The 21,527-nt window shown below is 63.4% G+C and carries 20 protein-coding genes and 5 tRNA genes; 11 read left to right on the top strand and 14 right to left on the bottom strand.

Features of this window, described 5'->3' with window-relative positions:
* Positions 1-12: 12 nt before the first annotated feature.
* Entirely contained in the window at positions 13-1,236 is a 1,224-nt protein-coding gene (gene hemA / locus GC1_RS00125; RefSeq protein ID WP_029204868.1) for a 5-aminolevulinate synthase, read from the bottom strand.
* A 400-nt stretch (positions 1,237-1,636) separates the two neighbouring features.
* Between hemA and GC1_RS00120 the strand changes: the two genes are divergently transcribed.
* The 4 genes from GC1_RS00120 to GC1_RS00105 all read left to right on the top strand — a co-directional run bounded on the left by GC1_RS00120 (position 1,637) and on the right by GC1_RS00105 (position 4,938).
* Positions 1,637-3,028 carry a M20/M25/M40 family metallo-hydrolase gene (locus tag GC1_RS00120; protein ID WP_019296792.1) on the top strand — a complete coding sequence of 464 codons (1,392 nt, stop codon included), beginning with the start codon at positions 1,637-1,639 and terminating at the stop codon, positions 3,026-3,028.
* 212 nt (positions 3,029-3,240) lie between these two features.
* Positions 3,241-4,119, top strand: coding sequence for an alpha/beta fold hydrolase (locus GC1_RS00115; protein ID WP_019296793.1), 879 nt, complete (start codon positions 3,241-3,243; stop codon positions 4,117-4,119).
* A gap of 125 nt (positions 4,120-4,244) precedes the next feature.
* Complete coding sequence (locus GC1_RS00110; protein WP_019296794.1) at positions 4,245-4,466, top strand: hypothetical protein; 222 nt, start codon at positions 4,245-4,247, stop codon at positions 4,464-4,466.
* A gap of 55 nt (positions 4,467-4,521) precedes the next feature.
* Positions 4,522-4,938: a nuclear transport factor 2 family protein gene (locus GC1_RS00105; protein WP_019296795.1), complete on the top strand. Its 417-nt coding sequence runs from the start codon at positions 4,522-4,524 to the stop codon at positions 4,936-4,938.
* A gap of 45 nt (positions 4,939-4,983) precedes the next feature.
* On the opposite strand, the gene GC1_RS00100 is transcribed toward GC1_RS00105, so the two are convergent.
* From GC1_RS00100 to GC1_RS00085, 4 genes are all read right to left on the bottom strand, one after another.
* Positions 4,984-5,060, bottom strand: a tRNA-Asp gene (locus GC1_RS00100).
* A 66-nt stretch (positions 5,061-5,126) separates the two neighbouring features.
* A tRNA-Asp gene (locus GC1_RS00095) sits at positions 5,127-5,203 on the bottom strand.
* Between the two features lie 81 nt (positions 5,204-5,284).
* A tRNA-Asp gene (locus GC1_RS00090) sits at positions 5,285-5,361 on the bottom strand.
* A 200-nt stretch (positions 5,362-5,561) separates the two neighbouring features.
* Positions 5,562-5,637: transfer RNA gene (locus tag GC1_RS00085), tRNA-Val, on the bottom strand.
* 238 nt (positions 5,638-5,875) lie between these two features.
* Between GC1_RS00085 and GC1_RS00080 the strand changes: the two genes are divergently transcribed.
* Positions 5,876-6,580: a hypothetical protein gene (locus GC1_RS00080; protein WP_019295884.1), complete on the top strand. Its 705-nt coding sequence runs from the start codon at positions 5,876-5,878 to the stop codon at positions 6,578-6,580.
* A gap of 32 nt (positions 6,581-6,612) precedes the next feature.
* Here the strand turns inward: GC1_RS00080 and GC1_RS00075 are convergent, their stop codons facing one another.
* The 4 genes from GC1_RS00075 to GC1_RS00060 all read right to left on the bottom strand — a co-directional run bounded on the left by GC1_RS00075 (position 6,613) and on the right by GC1_RS00060 (position 8,532).
* Complete coding sequence (locus GC1_RS00075; protein WP_019295885.1) at positions 6,613-7,182, bottom strand: histidine phosphatase family protein; 570 nt, start codon at positions 7,180-7,182, stop codon at positions 6,613-6,615.
* A gap of 116 nt (positions 7,183-7,298) precedes the next feature.
* Positions 7,299-7,373, bottom strand: a tRNA-Val gene (locus GC1_RS00070).
* Positions 7,374-7,385: 12 nt separating this feature from the next.
* Positions 7,386-7,943, bottom strand: coding sequence for an HU family DNA-binding protein (locus GC1_RS22040; RefSeq protein WP_019295886.1), 558 nt, complete (start codon positions 7,941-7,943; stop codon positions 7,386-7,388).
* Between the two features lie 133 nt (positions 7,944-8,076).
* Complete coding sequence (locus tag GC1_RS00060) at positions 8,077-8,532, bottom strand: Lrp/AsnC family transcriptional regulator (RefSeq protein ID WP_019295887.1); 456 nt, start codon at positions 8,530-8,532, stop codon at positions 8,077-8,079.
* A 133-nt stretch (positions 8,533-8,665) separates the two neighbouring features.
* Here GC1_RS00060 and GC1_RS00055 point away from each other — a divergent pair, with 133 nt between their 5' ends.
* A complete protein-coding gene (locus GC1_RS00055; RefSeq protein ID WP_029204783.1) occupies positions 8,666-9,721 on the top strand; it encodes a Glu/Leu/Phe/Val family dehydrogenase in 1,056 nt (351 codons plus the stop codon).
* 318 nt (positions 9,722-10,039) lie between these two features.
* Here the strand turns inward: GC1_RS00055 and lon are convergent, their stop codons facing one another.
* The 4 genes from lon to tgt form a co-directional block, all read right to left on the bottom strand.
* Complete coding sequence (lon, locus tag GC1_RS00050) at positions 10,040-12,451, bottom strand: endopeptidase La (RefSeq protein ID WP_019295889.1); 2,412 nt, start codon at positions 12,449-12,451, stop codon at positions 10,040-10,042.
* Positions 12,452-12,687: 236 nt separating this feature from the next.
* Positions 12,688-13,347: a hypothetical protein gene (locus GC1_RS00045; protein ID WP_019295890.1), complete on the bottom strand. Its 660-nt coding sequence runs from the start codon at positions 13,345-13,347 to the stop codon at positions 12,688-12,690.
* A 133-nt stretch (positions 13,348-13,480) separates the two neighbouring features.
* The gene (locus GC1_RS00040; protein ID WP_019295891.1) at positions 13,481-14,566 is read right to left on the bottom strand and encodes an alkene reductase; all 1,086 of its coding nucleotides are present in this window, start codon (positions 14,564-14,566) and stop codon (positions 13,481-13,483) included.
* 139 nt (positions 14,567-14,705) lie between these two features.
* Positions 14,706-15,836, bottom strand: coding sequence for a tRNA guanosine(34) transglycosylase Tgt (tgt, locus tag GC1_RS00035; protein WP_019295892.1), 1,131 nt, complete (start codon positions 15,834-15,836; stop codon positions 14,706-14,708).
* A 70-nt stretch (positions 15,837-15,906) separates the two neighbouring features.
* On the opposite strand from tgt, the gene rimK reads away from it, so the two are divergent.
* The 3 genes from rimK (at position 15,907) to GC1_RS00020 (ending at position 18,745) form a co-directional block, all read left to right on the top strand.
* A complete protein-coding gene (gene rimK / locus GC1_RS00030; protein WP_019295893.1) occupies positions 15,907-17,313 on the top strand; it encodes a 30S ribosomal protein S6--L-glutamate ligase in 1,407 nt (468 codons plus the stop codon).
* 266 nt (positions 17,314-17,579) lie between these two features.
* The gene (locus GC1_RS00025) at positions 17,580-18,470 is read left to right on the top strand and encodes an SPFH domain-containing protein (protein ID WP_029204784.1); all 891 of its coding nucleotides are present in this window, start codon (positions 17,580-17,582) and stop codon (positions 18,468-18,470) included.
* Entirely contained in the window at positions 18,470-18,745 is a 276-nt protein-coding gene (locus GC1_RS00020) for an NfeD family protein (protein ID WP_029204785.1), read from the top strand. Before GC1_RS00025 ends, GC1_RS00020 begins: the two co-directional genes overlap by 1 nt.
* A 48-nt stretch (positions 18,746-18,793) precedes the next feature.
* On the opposite strand, the gene GC1_RS00015 is transcribed toward GC1_RS00020, so the two are convergent.
* The gene (locus GC1_RS00015; protein WP_019295896.1) at positions 18,794-19,549 is read right to left on the bottom strand and encodes an outer membrane protein; all 756 of its coding nucleotides are present in this window, start codon (positions 19,547-19,549) and stop codon (positions 18,794-18,796) included.
* Positions 19,550-19,788: 239 nt separating this feature from the next.
* On the opposite strand from GC1_RS00015, the gene GC1_RS00010 reads away from it, so the two are divergent.
* A complete protein-coding gene (locus GC1_RS00010) occupies positions 19,789-20,151 on the top strand; it encodes an SUF system Fe-S cluster assembly protein (RefSeq protein WP_019295897.1) in 363 nt (120 codons plus the stop codon).
* A gap of 110 nt (positions 20,152-20,261) precedes the next feature.
* A complete protein-coding gene (locus GC1_RS00005; protein ID WP_019295898.1) occupies positions 20,262-21,485 on the top strand; it encodes a glycerophosphodiester phosphodiesterase family protein in 1,224 nt (407 codons plus the stop codon).
* Positions 21,486-21,527: the final 42 nt, after the last annotated feature.

Below are 21,527 nucleotides of genomic sequence, written 5' to 3'. Positions count from 1 at the left end.
CTGATCAGTAGGTTACCCGGCAAGTTCGGCACGATTCAGCGCACAATGCGACCACAATGCGTCCATTGCATGGACCAGCGCATCGATCTCCTTGGGGCCGTGCACCGGCGACGGCGTGAAGCGCAGCCGTTCGGTGCCGCGCGGCACGGTGGGGAAGTTGATCGGCTGCACGTAGATGCCGTAATCCTCCAGCAGGTGATCGGACAGCACCTTGGTATGGACCGGGTTGCCGACAATCACCGGCACGATGTGGCTGCCGTGGTCGATGATCGGCAGGCCCAGGCCTTTCAGCCTCAATTTCAGCACCTTGGCCTGATCCTGATGCTTGTCGCGCAGGTCCTGCGCGCCCTTCAGATAGGCGACGGAAGCGGCCGCCCCTGCTGCAACAGAAGGCGCCAGCGAGGTGGTGAAGATAAAGCCCGGCGCATAGGAGCGGATGGCATCGCACATCTTGGCCGAGGCGGCGATATAGCCGCCCATCACACCATAGGCCTTGGCCAGGGTGCCATTGATGATATCGATGCGGTGGGCCAGGCGGTCGCGCTCTGTGACGCCGCCGCCGCGCGGGCCGTACATGCCAACCGCATGCACCTCGTCGATATAGGTCAATGCGCCGAATTCATCCGCCAGGTCGCAGATTTCGGCAATCGGGCCAAAGTCGCCGTCCATCGAATAGACCGATTCGAAAGCGATCAGCTTGGGCGCCTTGGGGTCGTCGGCCTCCAGCAGTTCGCGCAGGTGGGCCACATCGTTGTGGCGGAAGATGCGCTTGGCGCCGCCGTTGCGGCGCACGCCCTCGATCATGGAGGCGTGGTTCAGCGCGTCGGAATAGATGATCAGCCCCGGGAACAGCTTGGGCAGCGTGCTCAGTGTCGCGTCATTGGCGATATATGCGGAGGTGAACAGCAGCGAGGCTTCCTTGCCATGCAGGTCGGCCAGCTCCGCCTCCAGCTGCTTGTGATAGACTGTGGTGCCGGAGATGTTGCGGGTCCCGCCAGAGCCTGCACCGGTAGCATCGATGGCATCATGCATCGCATCCAGCACCACCGGGTTCTGCCCCATGCCCAGATAATCGTTGCCGCACCAGACAGTGATGTCCTGCTTGCTGCCATCGGGCCGGTTCCACACCGCGTGCGGGAAATGGCCCTTCTTACGTTCGATGTCGATGAAGGTCCGGTAACGGCCCTCTTCGTGAAGGCTGGCAATCGCTGCGTCCAGTTTCGCGGTATAGTCCACCGGCATCTCCATAGCTAATTGTGCTCTTGCGGAGCACGCGGGCTGTGTAAAGGGCACGGGTCTTCTGACGATTAGGCCACAATCACGTTCGCGACTGGTTACCTGAGGCAGTCCCTTCGATCAACTGAATACGCGCCGCCACGGGTGCGCAACATTGATGCAGGTCAAATAGAACTTAAACAATAACCAGGCAAGGACAGCTGCGGCCAACCTTTGGCCGTTTGCGTCGTATCTGTTTCCCATTTTTCCATATAATGCACCGGATCGGAAACCTCAGCAGCAGAAAATGCCCTGAAAATCCAGCGCTGAGGCCTCTGGCCCCTCCCCAGCCGCGCTGCTAGGGTCCGCGGCAAATTGGCCCAAATTCCAGGGCCTGCCCGGACAAACAGGAGAGCAATAGATGGCACTGAATGACGTTCTGGACCGGATCGACGCAGAGCTGGACGCCGCAACCGAACGGCTGATGGAGCTGTTGCGGATCCAGTCGATTTCCACCGACCCGGCCTACAAGGCGGAATGCGACAAGGCTGCCGACTGGCTGGTCGCCGATCTGAACTCCATCGGCATCAAGGCGGAAAAACGCGCGACCCCGGGCCACCCGATGGTGGTCGGCCATGTGGGCGAGGAGAACGCGGACGCGCCGCATGTGCTGTTCTACGGCCATTATGATGTGCAGCCGGTCGACCCACTGAACCTCTGGAACACACCGCCGTTTGAGCCGCAGCTGGAGGAAACCCCGAACGGCACCGTGATCCGCGGCCGCGGATCGTCGGACGACAAGGGCCAGCTGATGACCTTTGTCGAGGCCTGCCGCGCCTGGAAAGCCGTCAACGGCTCCCTGCCCTGCCGCATCACCTTCTTCTTCGAGGGTGAAGAGGAGAGCGGCTCCCCCTCGCTCATTCCCTTCATGGAAGCCAACGCCGACGAGCTGAAGGCCGACATCGCGCTGATCTGCGACACTTCGATGGTGTCGCGCGGGGTGCCGTCGATCTCCTCCCAGCTGCGCGGCATGCTCAAGGATGAGTTCACTCTCGTTGGCCCGCGCATCGACCTGCACTCCGGCCACTACGGAGGCCCCGGCCTGAACCCCCTGCGCGAGCTCAGCCGCATCGTTGCCTCCTTCTATGACGAAGAGACCGGCAAGGTCGCCGTCGACGGCTTCTATGAAGGTGTGCATGAGGTGCCCGAGGACCAGCTGCGCCAGTGGGAAGGCTGCGGCTTTGACGAAAAGGACTACCTCGACAACGCCGGCTACACCCAGGCGCACGGCGAAAAGGACCGCTCGGTGCTGGAACAGCAATGGGCCCGCCCGACGCTGGAGGTGAACGGCCTCTGGGGCGGCTACAACGGCGCGGGTTCCAAGACCGTGATCCCGTCGGAGGCGCACTGCAAGATCACCTGCCGCCTGGTCGGCGACATGGACCCGGACGTTCTGCGGGTGAAGATCCGCAAACATGTGGAGGCGCAGCTGAAACCCGACTGCAAGGTGGTCTGGGACAACGATCTCGAAGGCTCCAAGGCGTCAGTCATGGACATCACCCGTCCCGAATTCACCGCCGCCCGCGCCGCCCTGTCGGACGAATGGCAGCGCGAAGCGGTGTTCTGCGGCATGGGCGGCTCGATCCCGATCGCGGGTTTCTTCAAGTCGATCCTGGGCATGGAATCGATGCTGGCCGGTTTCGCCAATGACGACGACGCCATCCACTCGCCCAACGAGAAGTATGACCTGAACAGCTTCCACAAGGGCATCCGCTCCTGGGCCCGCATCCTGGACGCGCTGACGCAGAAATAAGCAGCCGCAGGGCGGACAAATCGTCCGCCCTGCCACCGGCCCCGCAAGGAGGGGCATTCTCCCGCCCGTCATCGGCGCTCTGACGAGCGCTTCTTCGATGCCGCGCCAAGGCGCGGGAGCCCTCCCCTTTCTCCCGAACGCAGCGGCAGGCTTGATCTGGAACGCCGCTCTGGCTCCAATGCGCGTGCGCCCGTCAGCCAAGGGAGAGACCCATGCCAGCCGCTATCGAGACCGGCACACGTCAGGTGAACGGCCAGCAGATCGCCTATACAAGACGCGGCAATGGCCCGCCGCTTCTGCTGCTGCACGGTTTCCCGCAAACCAAAGAAATGTGGGAACACACCATCCCCGGCCTTGCCCGCAATTACACCGTGGTGACCGCCGACCTGCGCGGCTATGGCGCCAGCTCCAAGCCTGAAGGCGTGGAAGCGATGAGCTTCCGCAACATGGCCGCTGACCAGCTGGCGCTGATGCAGGCGCTGGGATATCCGCGCTTTCACCTGGCGGGCCACGACCGCGGCGGCCGAACTGCCCACCGGCTGGCGCTGGACGCCCCCGAAGCCGTCGCAAGCCTCACCGTGATGGACATTACCCCGACACACCTGCTGCTGGATCAGCTGACTCAGCAGGTCGCCCGCGCCTATTACCACTGGTTCTTCCTGGCCCAGCCCACGCCGCTGCCGGAACGGATGATCGGCGCCGACCCGCAGGCCTATTTCGAAAGCTGTCTTTTAGGCTGGGGCGGTGCATCACTAACGGACTTCCCGCCTGATGCATTAGCCGCCTACCGCCGTGCCTGGGCAGATCCGGCCTGCGTCCATGCCATGTGCAACGACTACCGCGCCGCAATCGAGTTGGATTTCCATGACGATGCCCGCGATCTGGACCGCCAGGTTCAATGTCCGGCGCTGGTGCTTTACGGCGCCGACGGCGCCATGGCGCAGGCCTACGACGTCGCCGCCACTTGGGCGCCCCGGCTGCAGAACATGGTGGCCCGCGGTGTACCCGGCGGGCACTTCTTCATCGACAGCGCCCCGGCTGAGACCGCCGCTGCGCTGCTCAGCTTTCTCAGCCCGCTGCCGCCGCCTTGACCCGTTAGAAAATCCGCCACTGCCAGCGGCTTTGATGTTCGTTTTACGCACCAGGTTAAGACTTGCTTATCGCTCTTGCCCTAACCTTGCGGAAACACCTGATCGAATTGCACACGGAGGCAGATATGACACAAAGCAGGTTCAACCGCCCGCCGGGGTTCGAGGGCAACCAGACCGACCCGGAGGAAAGCTACCGTGCCGGTTATCAGCACGGTACAAGGGTGCTGCTGCGCTATCTGGAATCCAATCCCAAGCCCGATCTTGACCGGCTCAAGAAATGGGTCGATGCGGAGCTGACCGGCTGGCGCCACGACACAGAGGCGGCACCGAACCCGCCTGCTATCTGACCGCTCCGCCGCCATACCGCTTGCCCGCCCCGCTTCCGGCGGTCAGGCTGGTTTCATGACACAAACGATTCTGACCGGCGGCCCGCGGCTGGCCGAGTTCGTCGCCTTGGAAACCAAGGTCTGGGAGGCGCTGGTTGCCGGTGACCCCGAGGCCGATGGGCAGATGCTGACCGAGGACTTCCTGGGCGTCTACCCCAGTGGCTTCTCGGACAAATCAGGCCATTGCGATCAGCTGCAAAACGGACCGGTGATGGCGGGCTACCGCCTCAGAGATGCACAACTGCGCATCATCAGCCCGGATGCCGTGCTGCTCAGCTACCGAGCGGCCTATCTCCCCGCCGGCACCACGGCATGGAAATCGATGCTGATTTCGTCCCTGTGGGAAAAAAGCGCAGCAGGCTGGCGCAACAGCTTCAGCCAGGACACCCCCGAAGTCACAGCGGCCCCGGGAAGCCCACCGGAACACGGATGACACACGCTGGACGCGTCTCTAATTCCTTAAAACTGAGGAAGAAAGTGGCGCGGTTGACGGGGCTCGAACCCGCGACCCCCGGCGTGACAGGCCGGTACTCTAACCAACTGAGCTACAACCGCGCATGGGCCTTTCGGCTATGGTCCCCTCCGGGGCGGACCCTGATACGCCAGGGCGGCGGGCGAAAGTGGCGCGGTTGACGGGGCTCGAACCCGCGACCCCCGGCGTGACAGGCCGGTACTCTAACCAACTGAGCTACAACCGCATTTTCGCCTTGCGGCGGATCGTCTCCGATCCAGTCCCCTCCGGGGCGGTCCCTGTTCGGCCCCGGGAAGGGGCGCAGCAGTGGCGCGGTTGACGGGGCTCGAACCCGCGACCCCCGGCGTGACAGGCCGGTACTCTAACCAACTGAGCTACAACCGCCCGCTGCACATTCGAGCATCGCTGCCGAATGTTGGGCTGTAATATTCTCCGCCCGGTGACCCGTCAAGCGGTGTTTTGCCTTTTTCAGAACTTTCCCGGAAAAAAATGGCAACCCCCGGATACCACACTGAAACATCATGAAAAACTCAACCGCAGCAAACACTTGCGCGGGAGATTTCTTTTTCTTCTTAGGAGGAGAATGGTGGGTCGTGAGAGGCTCGAACTCCCGACATCTTCGGTGTAAACGAAGCGCTCTACCAACTGAGCTAACGACCCGTTGAGCGGGGATTTAGACAATGGCGCCGGACTGCGCAAGGGGGCGGGCAGAAGTTTTTTTCACTTTCCGGCGCCATCTGTCCCGGACGATGCAGGGCAGCGGGGCAACACTTCACCGCAGCCAGAGGGCAGCAGGTTCAAGCCATTTGCCAAGCGGCGGCGCGAAGGGATAGCAATCTGCGCAACCGGCCCGGAAAAAGCAGAGGCCGGAAGTGATTACACGACCGGAGCAGTATCCATGAAACGCCTTTTCAGCGCAGCCTGCGCAGCCGCAGCCCTGGCCGGCAGCCTGCAAGCCGCGGAAATCACCGGCGGCAGCTTTGACCTGTCCACCTCGGCCTTTGCCGATGACACCGATTATGCCCGCACCGCCGTTGGCGGCGCCGTGGAACTGGGCTTCTCCCGCAGCTTCTCCACCCAGCTCGACTTGTTTTACGCCGATTTCAACCTGACGGACCTGGAAGGCGCAAATGCCACCCTGCACGGCATCGCCCATGTCAGCAGCACCACCTCGCTGGGCTTGTTTTACGGTATCGAGGAAACCGGCCGGGATGAGTATGACTTCTACGGCATCGAGGCCGGGCATGAATTCGGGTTTGCCGATGCCGAGTTCTACCTGGGTGAAGGCGACGACGGCGCGATTTCCGGCACCATCGCCGGTGTTGCCTTCCGCAGGGATGTGAACAGCCAGTTCACCGTCGGCGCAGGCCTCGACCACCTGGATCTGGGCAATATCGAACTCACCAGGATCGCCGCCAGCGCGCAGTATGACGTCGGCAAAGGCGCCAAGTTCTACGGCGAACTTGGCTCATTGAATGCCGAAGCGCAGAACCTGTCCGGCAACGAGGCTTTTGTCGGCATCGGCCTCAAATGGGATTTCGGCGCCAACCGCGGCACCACCTTCGGCCGCCGCGGCCTGGTGAACAAGCTGCCGGGTCTCTGACCCGGCAAGGGCCGCCGCTCAAGCGGCCCGCGTTACTCCAGGACCGTTTCCGTCCCGTTTTCCAGCACATAGACGCAGCCCTGCCCGTTCGGCAGCGCCGCCATCCGGTCGCGCGTCAGGCCGCAAACAATACCGCGCATCACCTGCCCCAAGAGCCCATGCGCCACCACCACCGACGGGCCGGTCAGCGACTGCATGAAATCGAGGATGCGAGCATGGAAACTGCCGTATCCCTCACCGCCCGGCGCTTCGCAGAACAGATCCAGATTGCGCGGATTGGCGCCATGGATGCCCGGATATTCTGCCTCCACTTCCTCCAGCGTCATGCCCTGAAACGCCCCGGCATATGCCTCGGCCAGCCGCGGGTCGGTTACAAAAGGCGCACCGCCGAGGGCTATATCCGCGGTTTGCTGCGCCCGTCCCAGCGGAGAGGCATAACAGGCCGGATTCTGCGCCATAACCGGCGCCATCAGCACGGCTTGGCGGCGGGCGTGCTCCACCCCCAGGGCTGTCAGCGGTGATTCCAGCTGCCCCTGGATACGGCGCTCTGCATTCCATTCGGTCTGCCCGTGCCGCAGCAGCCAGATTTTCGGAAACTGCATGATATGCCCCCTGCCCGGTTTTTTTTCAGGCAAAGAGGTAACGCCGCAAAGCCGCCAGTGAAACCCCGGAAAAGCAAAAGGCGCTCAACCGTTTCAGGGAGCGCCTTTCAAAATGATGGTGGGTGATAAGAGATTTGAACTCCTGACATCTTCGATGTGAACGAAGCGCTCTACCACTGAGCTAATCACCCGTGAGGCGGCTTTTAGCCTTCCACCGCAGGCTCCGCAAGAGGGTCATTGGAAGAATTTTCACCTCCCCCGGCATTTTCTTCAGGCGTGGCGGTTTGCGGTTCTGAGGCCGCCAAGGGCTGGCGCAGTTTGCAGACAAACACGGTGCCATTGCTGCGTTCCTGGCTGCGGTTGATGCGCAGTTTGCCAAAGGGCTTCAGGTTCAGCTCGCGCCCCTCGGCCACCGCCTCCCCCAGCAGCGCCAGAACCGCCTCAACCACGGGCTTGGCGTCCTTCTTCTTGACGCCGGACCGTTCGACCGCCTTTTCAATCAATTCCTTTTTTGCCAGCTCAGGAGCAGACACCACCGGCGCGGCGGCCGCAACAACCACCGTTGGCGGCGCAGCCTGCGCCTCTGCTGCAGAAACTGCTTTCGGCTCCGGTGCCGTGCGGGACTGCGGTTCAGCAGCCGCCGGTTCCGCGCCGGAGACCTTTGCGGCTCCTGCCGTCAGCGTGCCCGTCTTGCGTGCCGCTGGTTTGCGCGTGCCGCTTTTGCGCGCGGATGTGCTGGTTTTTCTGGTTGCTCGTGCCATCTGATGCCCCGTTTGCCTGTCGTTATCCGCCCGCTTTGCCTCTTGCCTGCGGCCCTGAGGAGCACAGCGGACGGGCAGACGGGCCTGTTTTGTGCCTTCACCCTAACACACCTGCCCCGCAGCCGTGAACCGGTCAGCAGGACGGCAGCGCGTCGCGTTGTATCATTGTCCTGAGGGTAAAGCTGGACCGGGTGTTGCGGATGCCGGGCACCCGCATCAGCCGGTCCTCCAGAAAGCGGTCGAAATCCGGCAGATCCTCCGCCACCACCCGCAGCAGGATATCGCGGGTGCCGGTCATCAGGTAGCACTCCATCACCTGATCGAACTTGCGCACCGCCTTCTCAAAGGCCTGCAGCGCGTCGGTGGATTGCCGTTCTAGCTCCACCGCCACAAAAATCGTCACAGGCAGCCCCAGCTTGGCCTGATCCACCCGCGCCGAATAGCCGCTGATCACGCCGCTTTCCTCCAGGTTGCCGACCCGGCGCGCGCAGGGGGTGGGCGACAGGCCAACCATCTCCGACAATTCTGATATCTTCAGCCGGCCGTTGCGCTGAAGCGCGGCGACAATCTTGCGGTCTATCGAATCCATAGGGGTTTCCTCTAATCCAGCCTCACATTTCAGAGTTTACCGCCAACCGCACCCGCCTTAACAGACCTCTTTTGGTGAAAACCGGCGCGCGCGGGAGGATATGATTGGCGAAAGTTTTGCAGGAGCTATCCAGATGACAGTGACCGCCGTGGCCTCCGCCACCCATGAAGAGATTTACCGCGTCGAGGAGCCCTCGGTTGGCCTCCTGGGCTTTATCGCTGTGCATTCCACCCAGCTGGGCCCGGCGGCCGGCGGGCTGCGCATGCGCCCCTATGCCAGCGAAGACGAAGCCCTGACCGACGTCAAACGCCTGAGCGAAGGCATGACCTACAAGAACGCGGCGGCGGGCCTGACCCTGGGCGGCGGCAAGGCGGTGATCATCGGCGATCCGGCCAAGGACAAGTCGCCGGAGCTGCTGCGCGCCTTTGCCCGCGCCATCGAGGGCCTGGACGGCCGCTATATCACCGCCGAGGACATGGGCATGAGCCCGGCGGACATGGCCATCCTGGCAGAGGAAACCCGCTTCGTGGCTGGTCTGGCCGACGGCGAGTTTGCCAGCGGCGACCCCTCCCCGATCACCGCGCGCGGCATCTTCAATGCGATCCGCACCACCCGCGCCCTCAAGCACGGCAGCCGCGACCTGGACGGCGTCACCGTGTCGGTGCAGGGCCTGGGCCACGTCGGCTGGTACCTCTGCCAGTTCCTGCACGAGGCAGGCGCCAAGCTGGTTGTCACCGACATCGACGAGTCCCGTGTCGAGCAGGCAATTGCCGACTTCGGTGCCAAGGCGGTGCCGCTGGCAGAGATCTATAGCGCCGAGGCAGACGTTTTTGCCCCCTGCGCCATCGGCGGCATCCTGAACGCTGAAACCATCCCGCAGCTTAAGGCGGACATCGTGGCAGGCGGCGCCAACAACCAGCTGGCCACGGCGGAAGACGGCGCCGCGCTGCACGCCCGCGGCATCCTCTATGCGCCCGATTTCGTGGCCAATGGCGGCGGCATCATCAACGTCGCGACCGAGATCCAGCGGATCAAGGACCGCGAGGGCTTTGTTACCGAGAAGCTGCAGGCGCTGGATGAAACCATGGCGGCAATCCTGGCCCAGGCCAAGTCGGCGGATGTCAGCCCGGCAGAAATGGCCATTGCCACCGTCCAGGCCAAGATGGAACAGGCCAGCAAGGCCGCCTGAGCTTTTCTGTCAGCAGCCCTGCGGGCGCACTCCCGCAGCCGCAAAGCGTCCGGCCTGTAGCCGGGCACCATCCGGATTTTGGGCCCGGCGGCCTGCCCCATGCGGGGCAGGCCGGGCGCCGCACCGCAGGTGCGGCGCCATGCCCAACCGCTGCGGCGGCGCTGAAAGCGCTGCCGGCAGCGGGCGGGAGCACCTGCTCCACTCGCTGCCACACAAAACCATACGCCCCGGAAAGAAGGGCCAGAACGGAAGAGAAAACTAAAAAGGGCGGCCCCCTCGGACCGCCCTTTTCTTTTACTTACTTGCGTGAACCGCGGATCAGTGCGCCGTTGCGCCTGCCCCGTCGCCGGAGCCTTTCAGCGCCGCCTTGGCCGCAGCCGCCTCTTCGGCCTCCTCATCCCATTCAATGGGTTCGGGCTTGGAGACCAGCGCGTGTTCCAGAACCTCGGACACATGGGACACCGGAATGATTTCCAGCCCCTCCTTCACGTTGTCCGGGATCTCCGGCAGGTCCTTTTCGTTCTCCTGCGGGATCAGCACCGTCTTGATGCCGCCGCGCAGCGCCGCCAGCAGCTTCTCCTTGAGGCCGCCAATGGCGCTGGCATTGCCGCGCAGGGTGACCTCGCCGGTCATCGCAATATCCTTGCGCACCGGGATGCCGGTCAGCACCGACACAATCGCGGTCACCATCGCCAGACCGGCGCTCGGGCCATCCTTCGGCGTTGCGCCGTCCGGCACGTGCACGTGGATATCCAGCCGGTCGAACTGCGGCGGCTTGATGCCGATCTGCGGGCTGACCGAGCGCACATAGCTCGACGCCGCCTCAATCGATTCCTTCATCACGTCGCCCAGCTTGCCGGTGGTCTTCATCCGGCCCTTGCCGGGCAGCCGCAGCGCCTCGATCGACAACAGCTCACCGCCGACAGAAGTATAGGCCAAACCGGTGACAACACCCACCTGGTCCTCCAGCTCAGCCAGACCATAGCGGAACTTCTTGACGCCCAGGAAATCATCCAGATTGTCCGCCGTAACGGTCACGCTTTCGGCTTCTTTCTTGACGATCTTGGTCAGCGACTTCCGTGCCACCTTGGCGATCTCGCGCTCCAGGTTCCGCACGCCGGCCTCGCGGGTGTAGGTGCGGATCATCTCGGTCACCGCGTCGTCGGTCAGCTCGAACTCCTTGGCCTTCAGGCCGTGGTTCTTCACCTGCTTGGAAATCAGGTGCTGCTTGGCGATCTCGCGCTTCTCGTCCTCGGTGTAACCCGACAGCGGAATGATCTCCATCCGGTCCAGCAGCGGCCCGGGCATGTTGTAGCTGTTCGAGGTGGTCAGGAACATCACGTTCGACAGGTCGTATTCCACCTCCAGGTAGTGATCCATGAAGGTGTTGTTCTGTTCCGGATCCAGCACCTCCAGCATGGCGCTCGCCGGGTCGCCGCGGAAATCCTGACCCATCTTGTCGATTTCATCGAGCAGGATCAGCGGGTTGGTGGTCTTGGCCTTCTTCAGCGCCTGGATGATCTTGCCGGGCATCGAGCCGATGTACGTGCGGCGGTGGCCGCGGATCTCGGACTCGTCGCGCACACCGCCCAGCGAAATGCGGATGAACTCGCGGCCGGTGGCTTTGGCCACGGATTTACCCAGCGACGTTTTACCCACACCCGGAGGGCCGACGAGGCAGAGGATCGGCCCCTTCAGCTTGGCCGAGCGCTGCTGCACCGCCAGATACTCGACGATCCGCTCCTTGACCTTCTCCAGGCCATAGTGATCCGCATCCAGGATCTCCTGCGCGCGGTTCAGGTCTTTCTTGACGCGGGACTTGTTACCCCACGGGATCGACAGCATCCAGTCGAGGTAGTTGCGCACCACGGTGGCTTCCGCCGACATCGGCGACATGTTCTTGAGCTTCTTCAGCTCCGCATCGGCCTTCTCGCGCGCCTCTTTCGACAGTTTGGTGGCGGCGATCTTCTCTTCCAGCTCGGCGATTTCGCCGGCACCTTCCTCACCGTCGCCCAGCTCCTTCTGAATAGCCTTCATCTGCTCATTCAGATAGTACTCGCGCTGGGTCTTCTCCATCTGGGATTTGACGCGGGTCTTGATCTTCTTCTCGACCTGCAGGACCGACATTTCGCCCTGCATCAGGCCATAGACCTTCTCCAGCCGCTCGCTGACAGAGAGCGTCTCCAAGAGTTCCTGCTTGCGGTCCACTTCGATGCCCAGATGGCCTGCCACCAGGTCGGCCAGCTTGGCCGGCTCCGCGGTTTCGCCGACGGCAGACAGCGCCTCTTCGGGGATGTTCTTGCGGACCTTGGCGTAACGCTCGAACTCGTCGCCCACGGTGCGCACCAGCGCCTCGGTGGTGGTGACGTCACCCGGGATCTCGCTCAGCTCCTCGGCCTTGGCCTCGAAGAAATTGTCGTTTTCCAGGAACTCGGTGATCTTCACACGGCTCTGCCCCTCGACCAGCACCTTGACGGTGCCATCGGGCAGTTTCAGCAGCTGCAGCACATTGGCCAGCACGCCGACGGTATAGATGCTATCGGTTTCGGGATCGTCCTCGGAGGGGTCGATCTGGCTCGACAGCAGGATCTGCTTGTCGTCGGCCATCACCTCTTCCAGGGCGCGCACCGATTTTTCCCGGCCCACGAACAGCGGCACGATCATGTGGGGGAAGACCACGATGTCGCGCAGCGGCAGGACTGGGTAGGAGGAATTGAGTGGCTCTTGCATACTCGGTCCTTTGGTTAGGCAAGACGGCCCGGCCCCGGTATTGGCAGCTTTGGCCCGTCTCCTCATTGGATGTCTTTACTTGGTGGGGCGGCTCTGGATTTTCAACCGCGCATCCTCAAGGCTGGGGCTCACCTTGCCCGCTGCGCGCCGGGACCACAAGGGCGCAAATGCAGGAAGGGTGAGCAAATGATGAAGGCCTTTCGAGGCTTCCCTGTGGATAACTCCGCAAGGGCCTGTCAGCGCCGCATCAATGTAATCAGACCGCGCTCCAGCCGCCCGCCCGGCCCGGTTTCCCGGTAGGTTCCGCTCATCCGGCCCTGGTCGATCAGAAACAGCCGGATGTCCTGCCGCAGCACCTCTCCGGTCCCACTGTCGCGTTCCGCCTGCAGGTTCAGCCGCAACAGCTGGTCCGCACCGCAGGGCAGCGCGCCCAGCGCCAGTTCATCCAGAAAGACCTCCGTGCCGTCAGGCAGGTCACCGCGGCCCACGCTTTCGGCCCTCAGCCCCGTGCCGGGCTTCAGCGGCGCCCGGTCCTCGACCCCGATGGGCAGAAACCCCAAGGCGGCGGAATCCGCCACCAGCCGCCCGTTGCGGAATCCCAGCCGCAGCACCTCGCCGCTGCGCTGCGGCAACGCCACCATTTCGATGCGCCCGCCCGCTGTCAGCGAGATTTCACCCGGCCCTTTCTGCACGACCCACTGCCCGCGCAAGGCCTGCGAGCCGCCCTTGATCAAATCGTCAATGGAGATACGGCAGCCATCCAGCGGCGGCGCCTTGAAAAAGCTTGAGGCTTCCGCCAGGGAACCCGGCGCCGCGTTGCTCTGCTCAGTCTGCGCTTCAGCCGCCGGAGAAGCGCCCAGCAGGGCCGCAACGGCCAGCGCACGCCAAATAGTCATCGCCATCCTCCGCGTTTTGGCGCGAGGATAGCGGATCAGGTCTTCATAACAGGTGAACGCGGGCGCATGGCCCGCTATCTGCGACCGGGCGTGTGCTGCCCGGCCGCAAACCCCTGGTCTGAAGGTCCGGGGGCTACTCGGCCGCCACCTGCTCCAGCACCGGGTAATCGGTATAACCTTCATCTCCGCCGCCATAGAAGGTTTCCGGGTTGCCTTCGTTCAGGGGTGCGTCCGCTGCCAGCCGGTCAACCAGGTCCGGGTTGGAGATGAAGGGGCGTCCAAAGGCCACGAGGTCGGCTTCTCCGGATGCCGTCCGCGCCAGCGCAGTTGCACGGTCGTAGCCGTTGTTGGCCATGTAGGTGCCTGTATAGATTTTCCGCAAAGCTTCGAAATCACCCTCACGGGCGCCGCCGGGGTTCCCTTCGACCATGTGCAGGTAGGCCAGACCATAGCTGTTCAGACGCTGGATCAGCGGCGTGTAAAGCCCCACGGGATCGCTGTCCGACACATCGTTGAAGGTGGCAAAGGGTGACAGGCGCAGGCCAATGCGGCCGGCGTCCCAAACCGTCAGTAGCCCGTCAAGAATCTCGAAAACAATCCGGGCGCGGTTTTCCGGGGAACCGCCATAGGCATCGGTGCGGGTGTTCACCCCGTCCTTCAGAAACTGCTCCAGCAGATAGCCGTTGGCCGCATGCAGTTCGATCCCGTCGAAACCTGCGTCCTTGGCGTATTTTGCAGCCTGCACGTAATCGGCTACCACCCGCTGGATGCCTTCAGCGCTCAGCGCCTGCGGCTTGGCGGTCGGCTCAAAACCATTATGGGTGAACGTCTGGGCTTCTGCAGCGGCATCCGTGGAAGACACAGCATGGGTGCCTCCGGGCAGCAGCGAGTCATGCGTGATCCGCCCGACATGCCACAGCTGAATGACAATCTTGCCGCCCTTCGCATGGACCGCATCAGTGACCTTGCGCCAGGCCGCGGCCTGCGCCGCCGTGTGGATGCCCGGGGTCTGGATATAGCCTTTGCCCTCGGGGCTGATCTGGCTGCCCTCGGTGATGATCAGGCCGGCACCCGCCCGCTGGGCATAGTACTCCACATGCCGGTCCAGAACCTCGCCGGTCTGGTCGTCAGCCCGGTTTCGGGTCAGCGGCGCCATGACGATACGGTTTTTCAGCTCGATTGCACCAGCAGTGCTGGCGGAAAACAATTCTTGGCTCACGGGGATTTCCCTCCGGTCAAAGTTTCCAGCAACAGGAACGTTGCCGGAAAGACCTGAGCATTCCGCTCCGCGCGTTCAAGCAGGGGCCGGCCAGAACAGCTGCTCACCTGCGCACAGCAGACTGTTCAATCGCGCGGCTTTACAACCGCTCAATATCGCCCTGCCCGCGGGTGTCGTGGAAGTCCTTCTGCCAGGCCTCAAACGTTCCGGCAGCAATCGCCTCCCTCATGCCCTGCATAATCTCCTGGAAGTAATGCAGGTTGTGCCAGGTCAACAGCATGCCCGAGATCATCTCGTTGGAGCGGAACACATGGTGCAGATAGGCCCGCGAATAGTTGCTGCACGCCGGGCAGGAACACTGCTCGTCCAGCGGCCGCGGGTCGTCCTGGTGCCGGGCGTTCTTGATGTTCACGACGCCGTAACGGGTGAATGCCTGCCCCGTGCGCCCGGAGCGTGACGGCAGCACACAGTCCATCATGTCGATGCCGCGGGCAACAGCGCCGACGATATCGTCGGGCTTGCCCACACCCATCAGATAGCGCGGCTTGTCCTCGGGCAGGAAACCGGGAGCATAATCGAGGCACTCAAACATCGCCTCCTGCCCCTCGCCCACAGCCAGACCGCCAACCGCGTAGCCTTCGAATCCGATCTTCTTCAGAGCCTCGGCGCTTTCCTCGCGCAGGTCCTGCTCCAGCCCGCCCTGCATGATGCCGAACAGCGCATGACCCGGACGGTCGCCGAACGCCTCGCGCGACCGCTCCGCCCAGCGCATCGACAGCCGCATCGACTCGGCAATCCGGTCGCGGTCCGCCGGCAGCGCCGGGCATTCGTCGAAACACATCACGATGTCAGACCCCAGCAGCCGCTGGATCTCCATCGAGCGTTCCGGCGTCAGCTCATGCTTTGAGCCGTCAACGTGGGATTTAAAGGTCACGCCCTTCTCGGTCAGCTTCCTGAGCCCTGCCAGCGACATCACCTGAAAGCCGCCGCTGTCGGTCAGGATCGGGCGCTCCCAGTTCATGAACTTGTGCAGCCCCCCCAAACGGTCGATCCGCTCAGCCGTCGGGCGCAGCATCAGGTGGTAGGTATTGCCCAGCAGGATGTCGGCCCCGGTCGCACGCACGCTCTCCGGCATCATCGCCTTCACGGTCGCGGCAGTGCCAACCGGCATGAAAGCAGGCGTGCGGATCTCGCCGCGCGGCGTATTGATGACACCTGTGCGCGCCTTGCCGTCGGTTGCCTTCAGTTCGAAGTTGAAAAGCTCTGCCATCTCGTATTCCTGCCGTTACACTCAAACCGGCATCCCGGTGATTCACCCCTAATGCCAAGGAGCCAAGCTCATGTCCACAGCCGACCCTGCACCGCAACTGAAACTCGGCTGGGAGGAATGGGTCAGCCTGCCGGACCTCGGCCTGCCTGCCCTGCGGGTCAAGGTCGACACCGGCGCCCGCACCTCGTCGCTGCATGCCACGGGGATCGAAACCTTCGGCCCGGCAAGCGCCCCCAAGGTGCGTTTCATGGTGCACCCCATTCCCGGCCAGTACGATCTGGAAATCCCCTGCTCTGCCCTGATCAAGGACCGGCGCGAGGTGACATCGTCAAACGGCGAAAGCGAGATGCGCTTTGTGATCGAAACCCCGATGGAGATCGGCGGCGAGTCCTGGCCGGTGGAACTGACGCTGACCGACCGGCGCGGCATGGCCAAGCACATGCTGCTGGGCCGCCAGGCGCTGACCGAGAACGTCACCGTGGTTCCCGGTGAGCGCATGTGCCAGTCGGCACTGGACTATTCCGTCTACGCCTCGGCCAACATCCGCAAATCCGCGCCCAAGCGCGCCCTGCGCATCGCTGTGCTCAGCCGCGAGGACAATTACTCCACCCGCCGCCTGGTGGAAGAGGGCGAAAGCAGCGGCCACACGGTGGAGGTGATCAATACCACACGCTGCTACATGGCGCTGAACGCGCTGGCACCGGAAATCCACTATGACGGCAAACGCCTGCCCCGCTATGACGCGGTGATCCCGCGCATCGGCGCTTCTGTCACCCAATACGGCACCGCGCTCCTGCGCCAGTTCGAAACGCTGGGCACCTTCTGCGTCAACGGCTCCGAAGGCATCACCGCCAGCCGCGACAAGCTGCACGCGCACCAGATCCTGGCCCGCCACAAGATCGGCATGCCCGCCACCGCATTCGCCGCCTCGCCCAAGGACACCGGCAGCCTGATCCAGATCGTCGGCGGCGCGCCCCTGATCGTGAAGCTGCTGGAAAGCACCCAAGGCAAAGGCGTGGTGCTGGCGGAAACCAAGAAAGCCGCCGAAAGCGTCATCACCGCATTCCGCGGGCTCAAGGCCAACTTCCTGGTGCAGCAGTTCGTCAAGGAAGCCGCGGGCGTCGACATCCGCTGCTTCGTCGTCGGCTCCAAGGTGGTCGCGTCGATGAAACGTTCGGGGGCAGAGGGCGACTTCCGCTCCAACCTGCACCTGGGCGGCAGCGCCGAAACGGTGCGCATCAGCAAGGAAGAACGCGCCACCGCCGTGCGCGCTGCCCGCGCCTTTGGTCTCAACGTGGCGGGCGTCGACCTGCTGCGCTCGGAAACCGGCCCCAAGGTGCTGGAGGTGAACTCCTCCCCCGGGCTGGAGGGGATCGAGAAGACCTCGTCCAAAAACATCGCCGCTCTCATCTACGGCGAAATCGAAGACCGGGTCCGCCCCACCCCGATGCGGCGGCTGAAACCGACCAGCAACTGAAACCGCAAATAACCCGGCAACAGTCACCGGGCGGCAAGCCTGTCCGGGCTTGCCAGCCTGCGCCAGCCCGCGTCATATACGCCTGAAACTCTTGAAACCAGCGCTGTCAGAACCCATTTGTATACCATTGCACACAACGGGGCATATCATTGAACAAGGCCAAGACTTCCGGCGCACAGCCCCTGCCCGGCGGGCCGCCTGATCCGGCGGCGCAAACCGCGCCCGCCGCCCCTGCGGCCCCTGCTGAACAACCAAAGGAATTTTACATGAACGAAGACCTGATCCTCGACCTCCTGTCCGGCAACCTGCTGTATCTGCTGGGTGCTATCCTGCTGATCATCGTGATCCTCAAAGGGGTCAAGATCGTGCCGCAGTCGGAGAAATACGTGGTCGAGCGTTTTGGCCGCCTGCATTCGGTGCTGGGGCCGGGCATCAACTTCATCGTGCCCTTCCTGGATGTGGCCCGCCACAAGATCTCGATCCTGGAACGCCAGCTGCCCAATGCCACCCAGGATGCGATCACCAAGGACAACGTGCTGGTGCAGATCGACACCTCTGTCTTCTACCGCATCCTTGAGCCGGAAAAGACCGTCTACCGGATCCGCGACGTCGATGGCGCCATTGCCACCACCGTGGCTGGCATCGTGCGCGCTGAGATCGGCAAGATGGATCTGGATGAGGTGCAGTCGAACCGCGCCCAGCTGATCTCCCGCATTCAGGAAAGCGTCGAAAGCGCGGTGGATGACTGGGGCATCGAAGTGACCCGCGCCGAGATCCTCGACGTGAACCTGGATCAGGCCACCCGCGACGCCATGCTGCAGCAGCTGAACGCCGAACGCGCCCGCCGCGCCGAGGTCACCAAGGCCGAGGGCCAGAAACGCGCCGTCGAGCTGCAGGCCGATGCGGAGCTTTACGCGGCTGAACAAACCGCCAAGGCCCGCCGCATCCAGGCCGAGGCCGAGGCCTACGCGACCGAAGTTGTTGCCAAGGCGATTGCTGAAAACGGGCTGGAGGCGGCGCAGTACCAGGTCGCCCTGAAACAGGTGGAGTCGCTGACCGCGCTCGGCAAGGGCGAAGGCAAGCAGACCATCGTCGTTCCCGCCCACGCGCTGGAGGCCTTTGGCAACGCCTTCAACCTGCTGAAAGGAGCCAAATGATGGACGCCCCCTTCTGGGCCTTGTGGTGGGTCTGGGGCGCCGGCGCGCTGGCGCTGGCGATCCTCGAGGTGCTGGCACCGGGCTTTGTCTTCCTCGGCTTTGCCATCGGCGCCGCGGTGGTGTCCCTATTGCTGCTGGCCGGTGCGGGCTTCGGCCTGCCGCCGCTGCTGTTGATCTTCGCCGTGCTGTCGCTGGCGGCCTGGCTGGTGATGCGCAAGTTCTTCGCCTTGCCCAAGGGCCAGGTGAAGACCTTCAATCACGATATCAACGATTGAACCTGTTGCCGGGGCGCCAAACGCGCGCCCCGCGCCTGTTCCGGGCTGTCAGAATCTGAACCCCACCCCCGCCAGCAGGCTGTGCGTCACCGCATCATGGCGGAAAAAGCCTGGGGTGCCGCGGGTGCCTTCCTGATACTCCACGCCCAGACCGCGGTACATGACGTAGATCGAGGCCCGGTCCCAGCGGTCGTAAATCACCCCGCCCATGGCTGACCAGCTTTCATCGGAACTGCCGCCGAAACCGATATCCCCCTCCAGCATCAGGCTGAGGTCATCCGACAGGCGGCGCTGCCAGCGAAAGCCTGCAACCGGATCGGTCCAGTCGGCGCCGCGCCGCACCATGCCGCCGGGCAGGCTGGCCGTCACATCCACATCCCAGTGGCGAACGCCGCCGAACAGTTCGAACTGGTCCAATCCGCGCTCGAACCGGTAGGTCATCACCGCCTCGCCCAGATTCTGGTCATAACGCACCGATGCCGGTCCCATTGCGGTGGCCCCGTCCGCATCGGCATCCAGTATCGAATAGCGCAGCCGGAACCCGAAGTTGCTGCTGTGAAACCCCTCGAACTGCAGCATGCCCCCAGCCCGCAGCTGGTCAAATGCATCACCGGCATCAATCTCCACATCGCCGCCGGCGAGACCCAGTTCTGTAGTGCTGTCGATGGAGGGCGCCAGGACAAAGGGCGTCAGCTGCCACTGCCAGCTGCCCTCGGTCCGGGCAGGCGTGGCAGCAGCCAATACCGCAGCCGCCGCCAGCATAATGCGTGCGAAAACGCGGTGAAGTGCAGACAGCTCAGGCATGGCTCCTCCCCGGACCCGCCCAGACTGGATCACGACCGGCAATCGGATACCGGTCCGCTGCAGCCTGGCAGCCTTCACAAAATCATTATGGGGAACCACAACTTAGCGCGAATCCGGGTGCAAATCAAATATTCACATCGCAAGAGTCGCAGATCATCGGCGTCTTGGCGCCTGCCGCCTCTGGACGCCGGGGCGCTTATTTCCTATATAAACCGTCGGAATATAGAACCGGGATCCTCATGACCAACCCTGCCGAACCGCTCGAAGGCGCCCCGCTGATCGCGCCCTCCTCCGTCAGCCACCCGCTGTACGAGGCCATCGTCGACGCCTGCCGCACCGTCTATGACCCGGAAATCCCGGTGAACATCTACGAATTGGGCCTGATCTACACCATCGACATCACGGACGAGAATGACGTGAAGATCATCATGACCCTGACCGCGCCGGGCTGCCCGGTGGCAGGTGAGATGCCGGGCTGGCTGATTGATGCCGTCTCCCCGGTCGACGGCGTCAAGAGCGTTGATGTCGAACTCACCTGGGAACCGCCCTGGGGCATGGAGATGATGTCCGACGAGGCGCGCCTCGAACTGGGCTTCATGTAACCCCGCTCCAGTTGTCATGGAAGTTTGATGCGCCCGTCATGCGGGCGCAATCCGGTTGTTACATATGCGCGGCACGCTCTGCGCAAATTTGACCAACCGGAGAAAAATTCATGCGCCTCGCCCTGACTTCGGCAGCCGCCCTGCTTGTGTCCACCGCCGCCCTGGCCGGCAATCCGCCAGTGGCAGCGGATGCGGGCCTCAGCTACGGCCCCCGCCCCGCCTATCTGATCTCCAAGCTGCCCGAGGGCGCGCTGAAAGAGAAGCTGCAGTCCTGCCTGGGCCAGACGCCGCAGCGCACGGATTTCTCCATCGGCCACCGCGGCGCACCGCTGATGTTCCCCGAACACACCGCCGAATCCAACATCGCCGCCTCGCAGATGGGTGCCGGCATCCTGGAATGCGATGTCACCTTCACCAAGGATCTGGAACTGGTCTGCCGCCACGCCCAGAACGACCTGCACACCACCACCAACATCCTGACCTCGGATCTAGCGGACACCTGCGTCACCGCCTTTACCCCGGCCGACGGCGAAACACCCGCCGCTGCCGAGTGCCGCACCTCCGAAATAACCCTGGCCGAATTCCGCAGCCTGCAGCCCAAGATGGACAGCGCCGACAAGACGGCCCTGACCGCCGAGGCCTACCAGGGCGGCACCGCCGACTGGCGCTCCACCCTGTTTGCCGGTGACGCAACCAGCATGACCCACGCGGAATCGATCACCCTGTTCAAATCGCTTGGCGCTAAATTTACCCCGGAGCTGAAGAGCCCGGCAGTCGAGATGCCCTTCAACGGCTTCTCCCAGGCCGACTACGCGCAGAAGCTGATCGACGAATACAAGGCCGCCGGCATCCCGGCCACCGACGTCTGGGCGCAAAGCTTCAACCTGAATGACGTGCTCTACTGGATTGAAAACGAGCCTGAATTCGGCAAGCAGGCGGTGTTTTTGGACGCCAGCTATGACCTCGAAGGCTTCGACCACAACAACCCGGCGACCTTCCCGCACGACTTTGCCGCGCTGCACGCCAAAGGCGTCAACTACATCGCCCCGCCGATGTGGATGCTGGTCACCTCTGAAGACGGCAAAATCGTCCCCTCCGCCTACGCCAAGGCCGCCAAGGCAGCCGGCCTCAAGCTGATCACCTGGACCCTGGAACGCTCCGGCCCGCTGGCCACGGGCGGCGGCTGGTACTTCCAATCGGTCTCTGACCTCACCACCGACGACAGCATGTACTACCAGCTGCTGGATGTCCTGGCCCAGGACGTGGGGGTCGAGGGCGTGTTCTCCGACTGGCCCGCCACCACCACCTACTACGCGAACTGCATGGGGCTCTGACGCCCGTCCCTCCCCAAAAGACGGACACCCCCATCACCGGCC

Source organism: Leisingera sp. ANG1, assembly GCF_000203975.2.
Taxonomy (GTDB): domain Bacteria; phylum Pseudomonadota; class Alphaproteobacteria; order Rhodobacterales; family Rhodobacteraceae; genus Leisingera.
Note: the sequence above shows the minus strand (reverse complement) of the source record. Positions and strands in the feature narration are given on the sequence as shown.

Bases quoted from the DNA above. Each gene is read 5' to 3' on its own strand.
- GC1_RS00120 (WP_019296792.1), top strand. From the start codon at position 1,637: ATGGCACTGAATGACGTTCTGGACCGGATCGACGCAGAGCTGGACGCC.
- GC1_RS00115 (WP_019296793.1), top strand. From the start codon at position 3,241: ATGCCAGCCGCTATCGAGACCGGCACACGTCAGGTGAACGGCCAGCAG.
- GC1_RS00110 (WP_019296794.1), top strand. From the start codon at position 4,245: ATGACACAAAGCAGGTTCAACCGCCCGCCGGGGTTCGAGGGCAACCAG.
- GC1_RS00105 (WP_019296795.1), top strand. From the start codon at position 4,522: ATGACACAAACGATTCTGACCGGCGGCCCGCGGCTGGCCGAGTTCGTC.
- GC1_RS00080 (WP_019295884.1), top strand. From the start codon at position 5,876: ATGAAACGCCTTTTCAGCGCAGCCTGCGCAGCCGCAGCCCTGGCCGGC.
- GC1_RS00075 (WP_019295885.1), bottom strand. From the start codon at position 7,182: ATGCAGTTTCCGAAAATCTGGCTGCTGCGGCACGGGCAGACCGAATGG.
- GC1_RS22040 (WP_019295886.1), bottom strand. From the start codon at position 7,943: ATGGCACGAGCAACCAGAAAAACCAGCACATCCGCGCGCAAAAGCGGC.
- GC1_RS00060 (WP_019295887.1), bottom strand. From the start codon at position 8,532: ATGGATTCGATAGACCGCAAGATTGTCGCCGCGCTTCAGCGCAACGGC.
- GC1_RS00055 (WP_029204783.1), top strand. From the start codon at position 8,666: ATGACAGTGACCGCCGTGGCCTCCGCCACCCATGAAGAGATTTACCGC.
- lon (WP_019295889.1), bottom strand. From the start codon at position 12,451: ATGCAAGAGCCACTCAATTCCTCCTACCCAGTCCTGCCGCTGCGCGAC.
- GC1_RS00045 (WP_019295890.1), bottom strand. From the start codon at position 13,347: ATGACTATTTGGCGTGCGCTGGCCGTTGCGGCCCTGCTGGGCGCTTCT.
- tgt (WP_019295892.1), bottom strand. From the start codon at position 15,836: ATGGCAGAGCTTTTCAACTTCGAACTGAAGGCAACCGACGGCAAGGCG.
- rimK (WP_019295893.1), top strand. From the start codon at position 15,907: ATGTCCACAGCCGACCCTGCACCGCAACTGAAACTCGGCTGGGAGGAA.
- GC1_RS00025 (WP_029204784.1), top strand. From the start codon at position 17,580: ATGAACGAAGACCTGATCCTCGACCTCCTGTCCGGCAACCTGCTGTAT.
- GC1_RS00020 (WP_029204785.1), top strand. From the start codon at position 18,470: ATGGACGCCCCCTTCTGGGCCTTGTGGTGGGTCTGGGGCGCCGGCGCG.
- GC1_RS00015 (WP_019295896.1), bottom strand. From the start codon at position 19,549: ATGCCTGAGCTGTCTGCACTTCACCGCGTTTTCGCACGCATTATGCTG.
- GC1_RS00010 (WP_019295897.1), top strand. From the start codon at position 19,789: ATGACCAACCCTGCCGAACCGCTCGAAGGCGCCCCGCTGATCGCGCCC.
- GC1_RS00005 (WP_019295898.1), top strand. From the start codon at position 20,262: ATGCGCCTCGCCCTGACTTCGGCAGCCGCCCTGCTTGTGTCCACCGCC.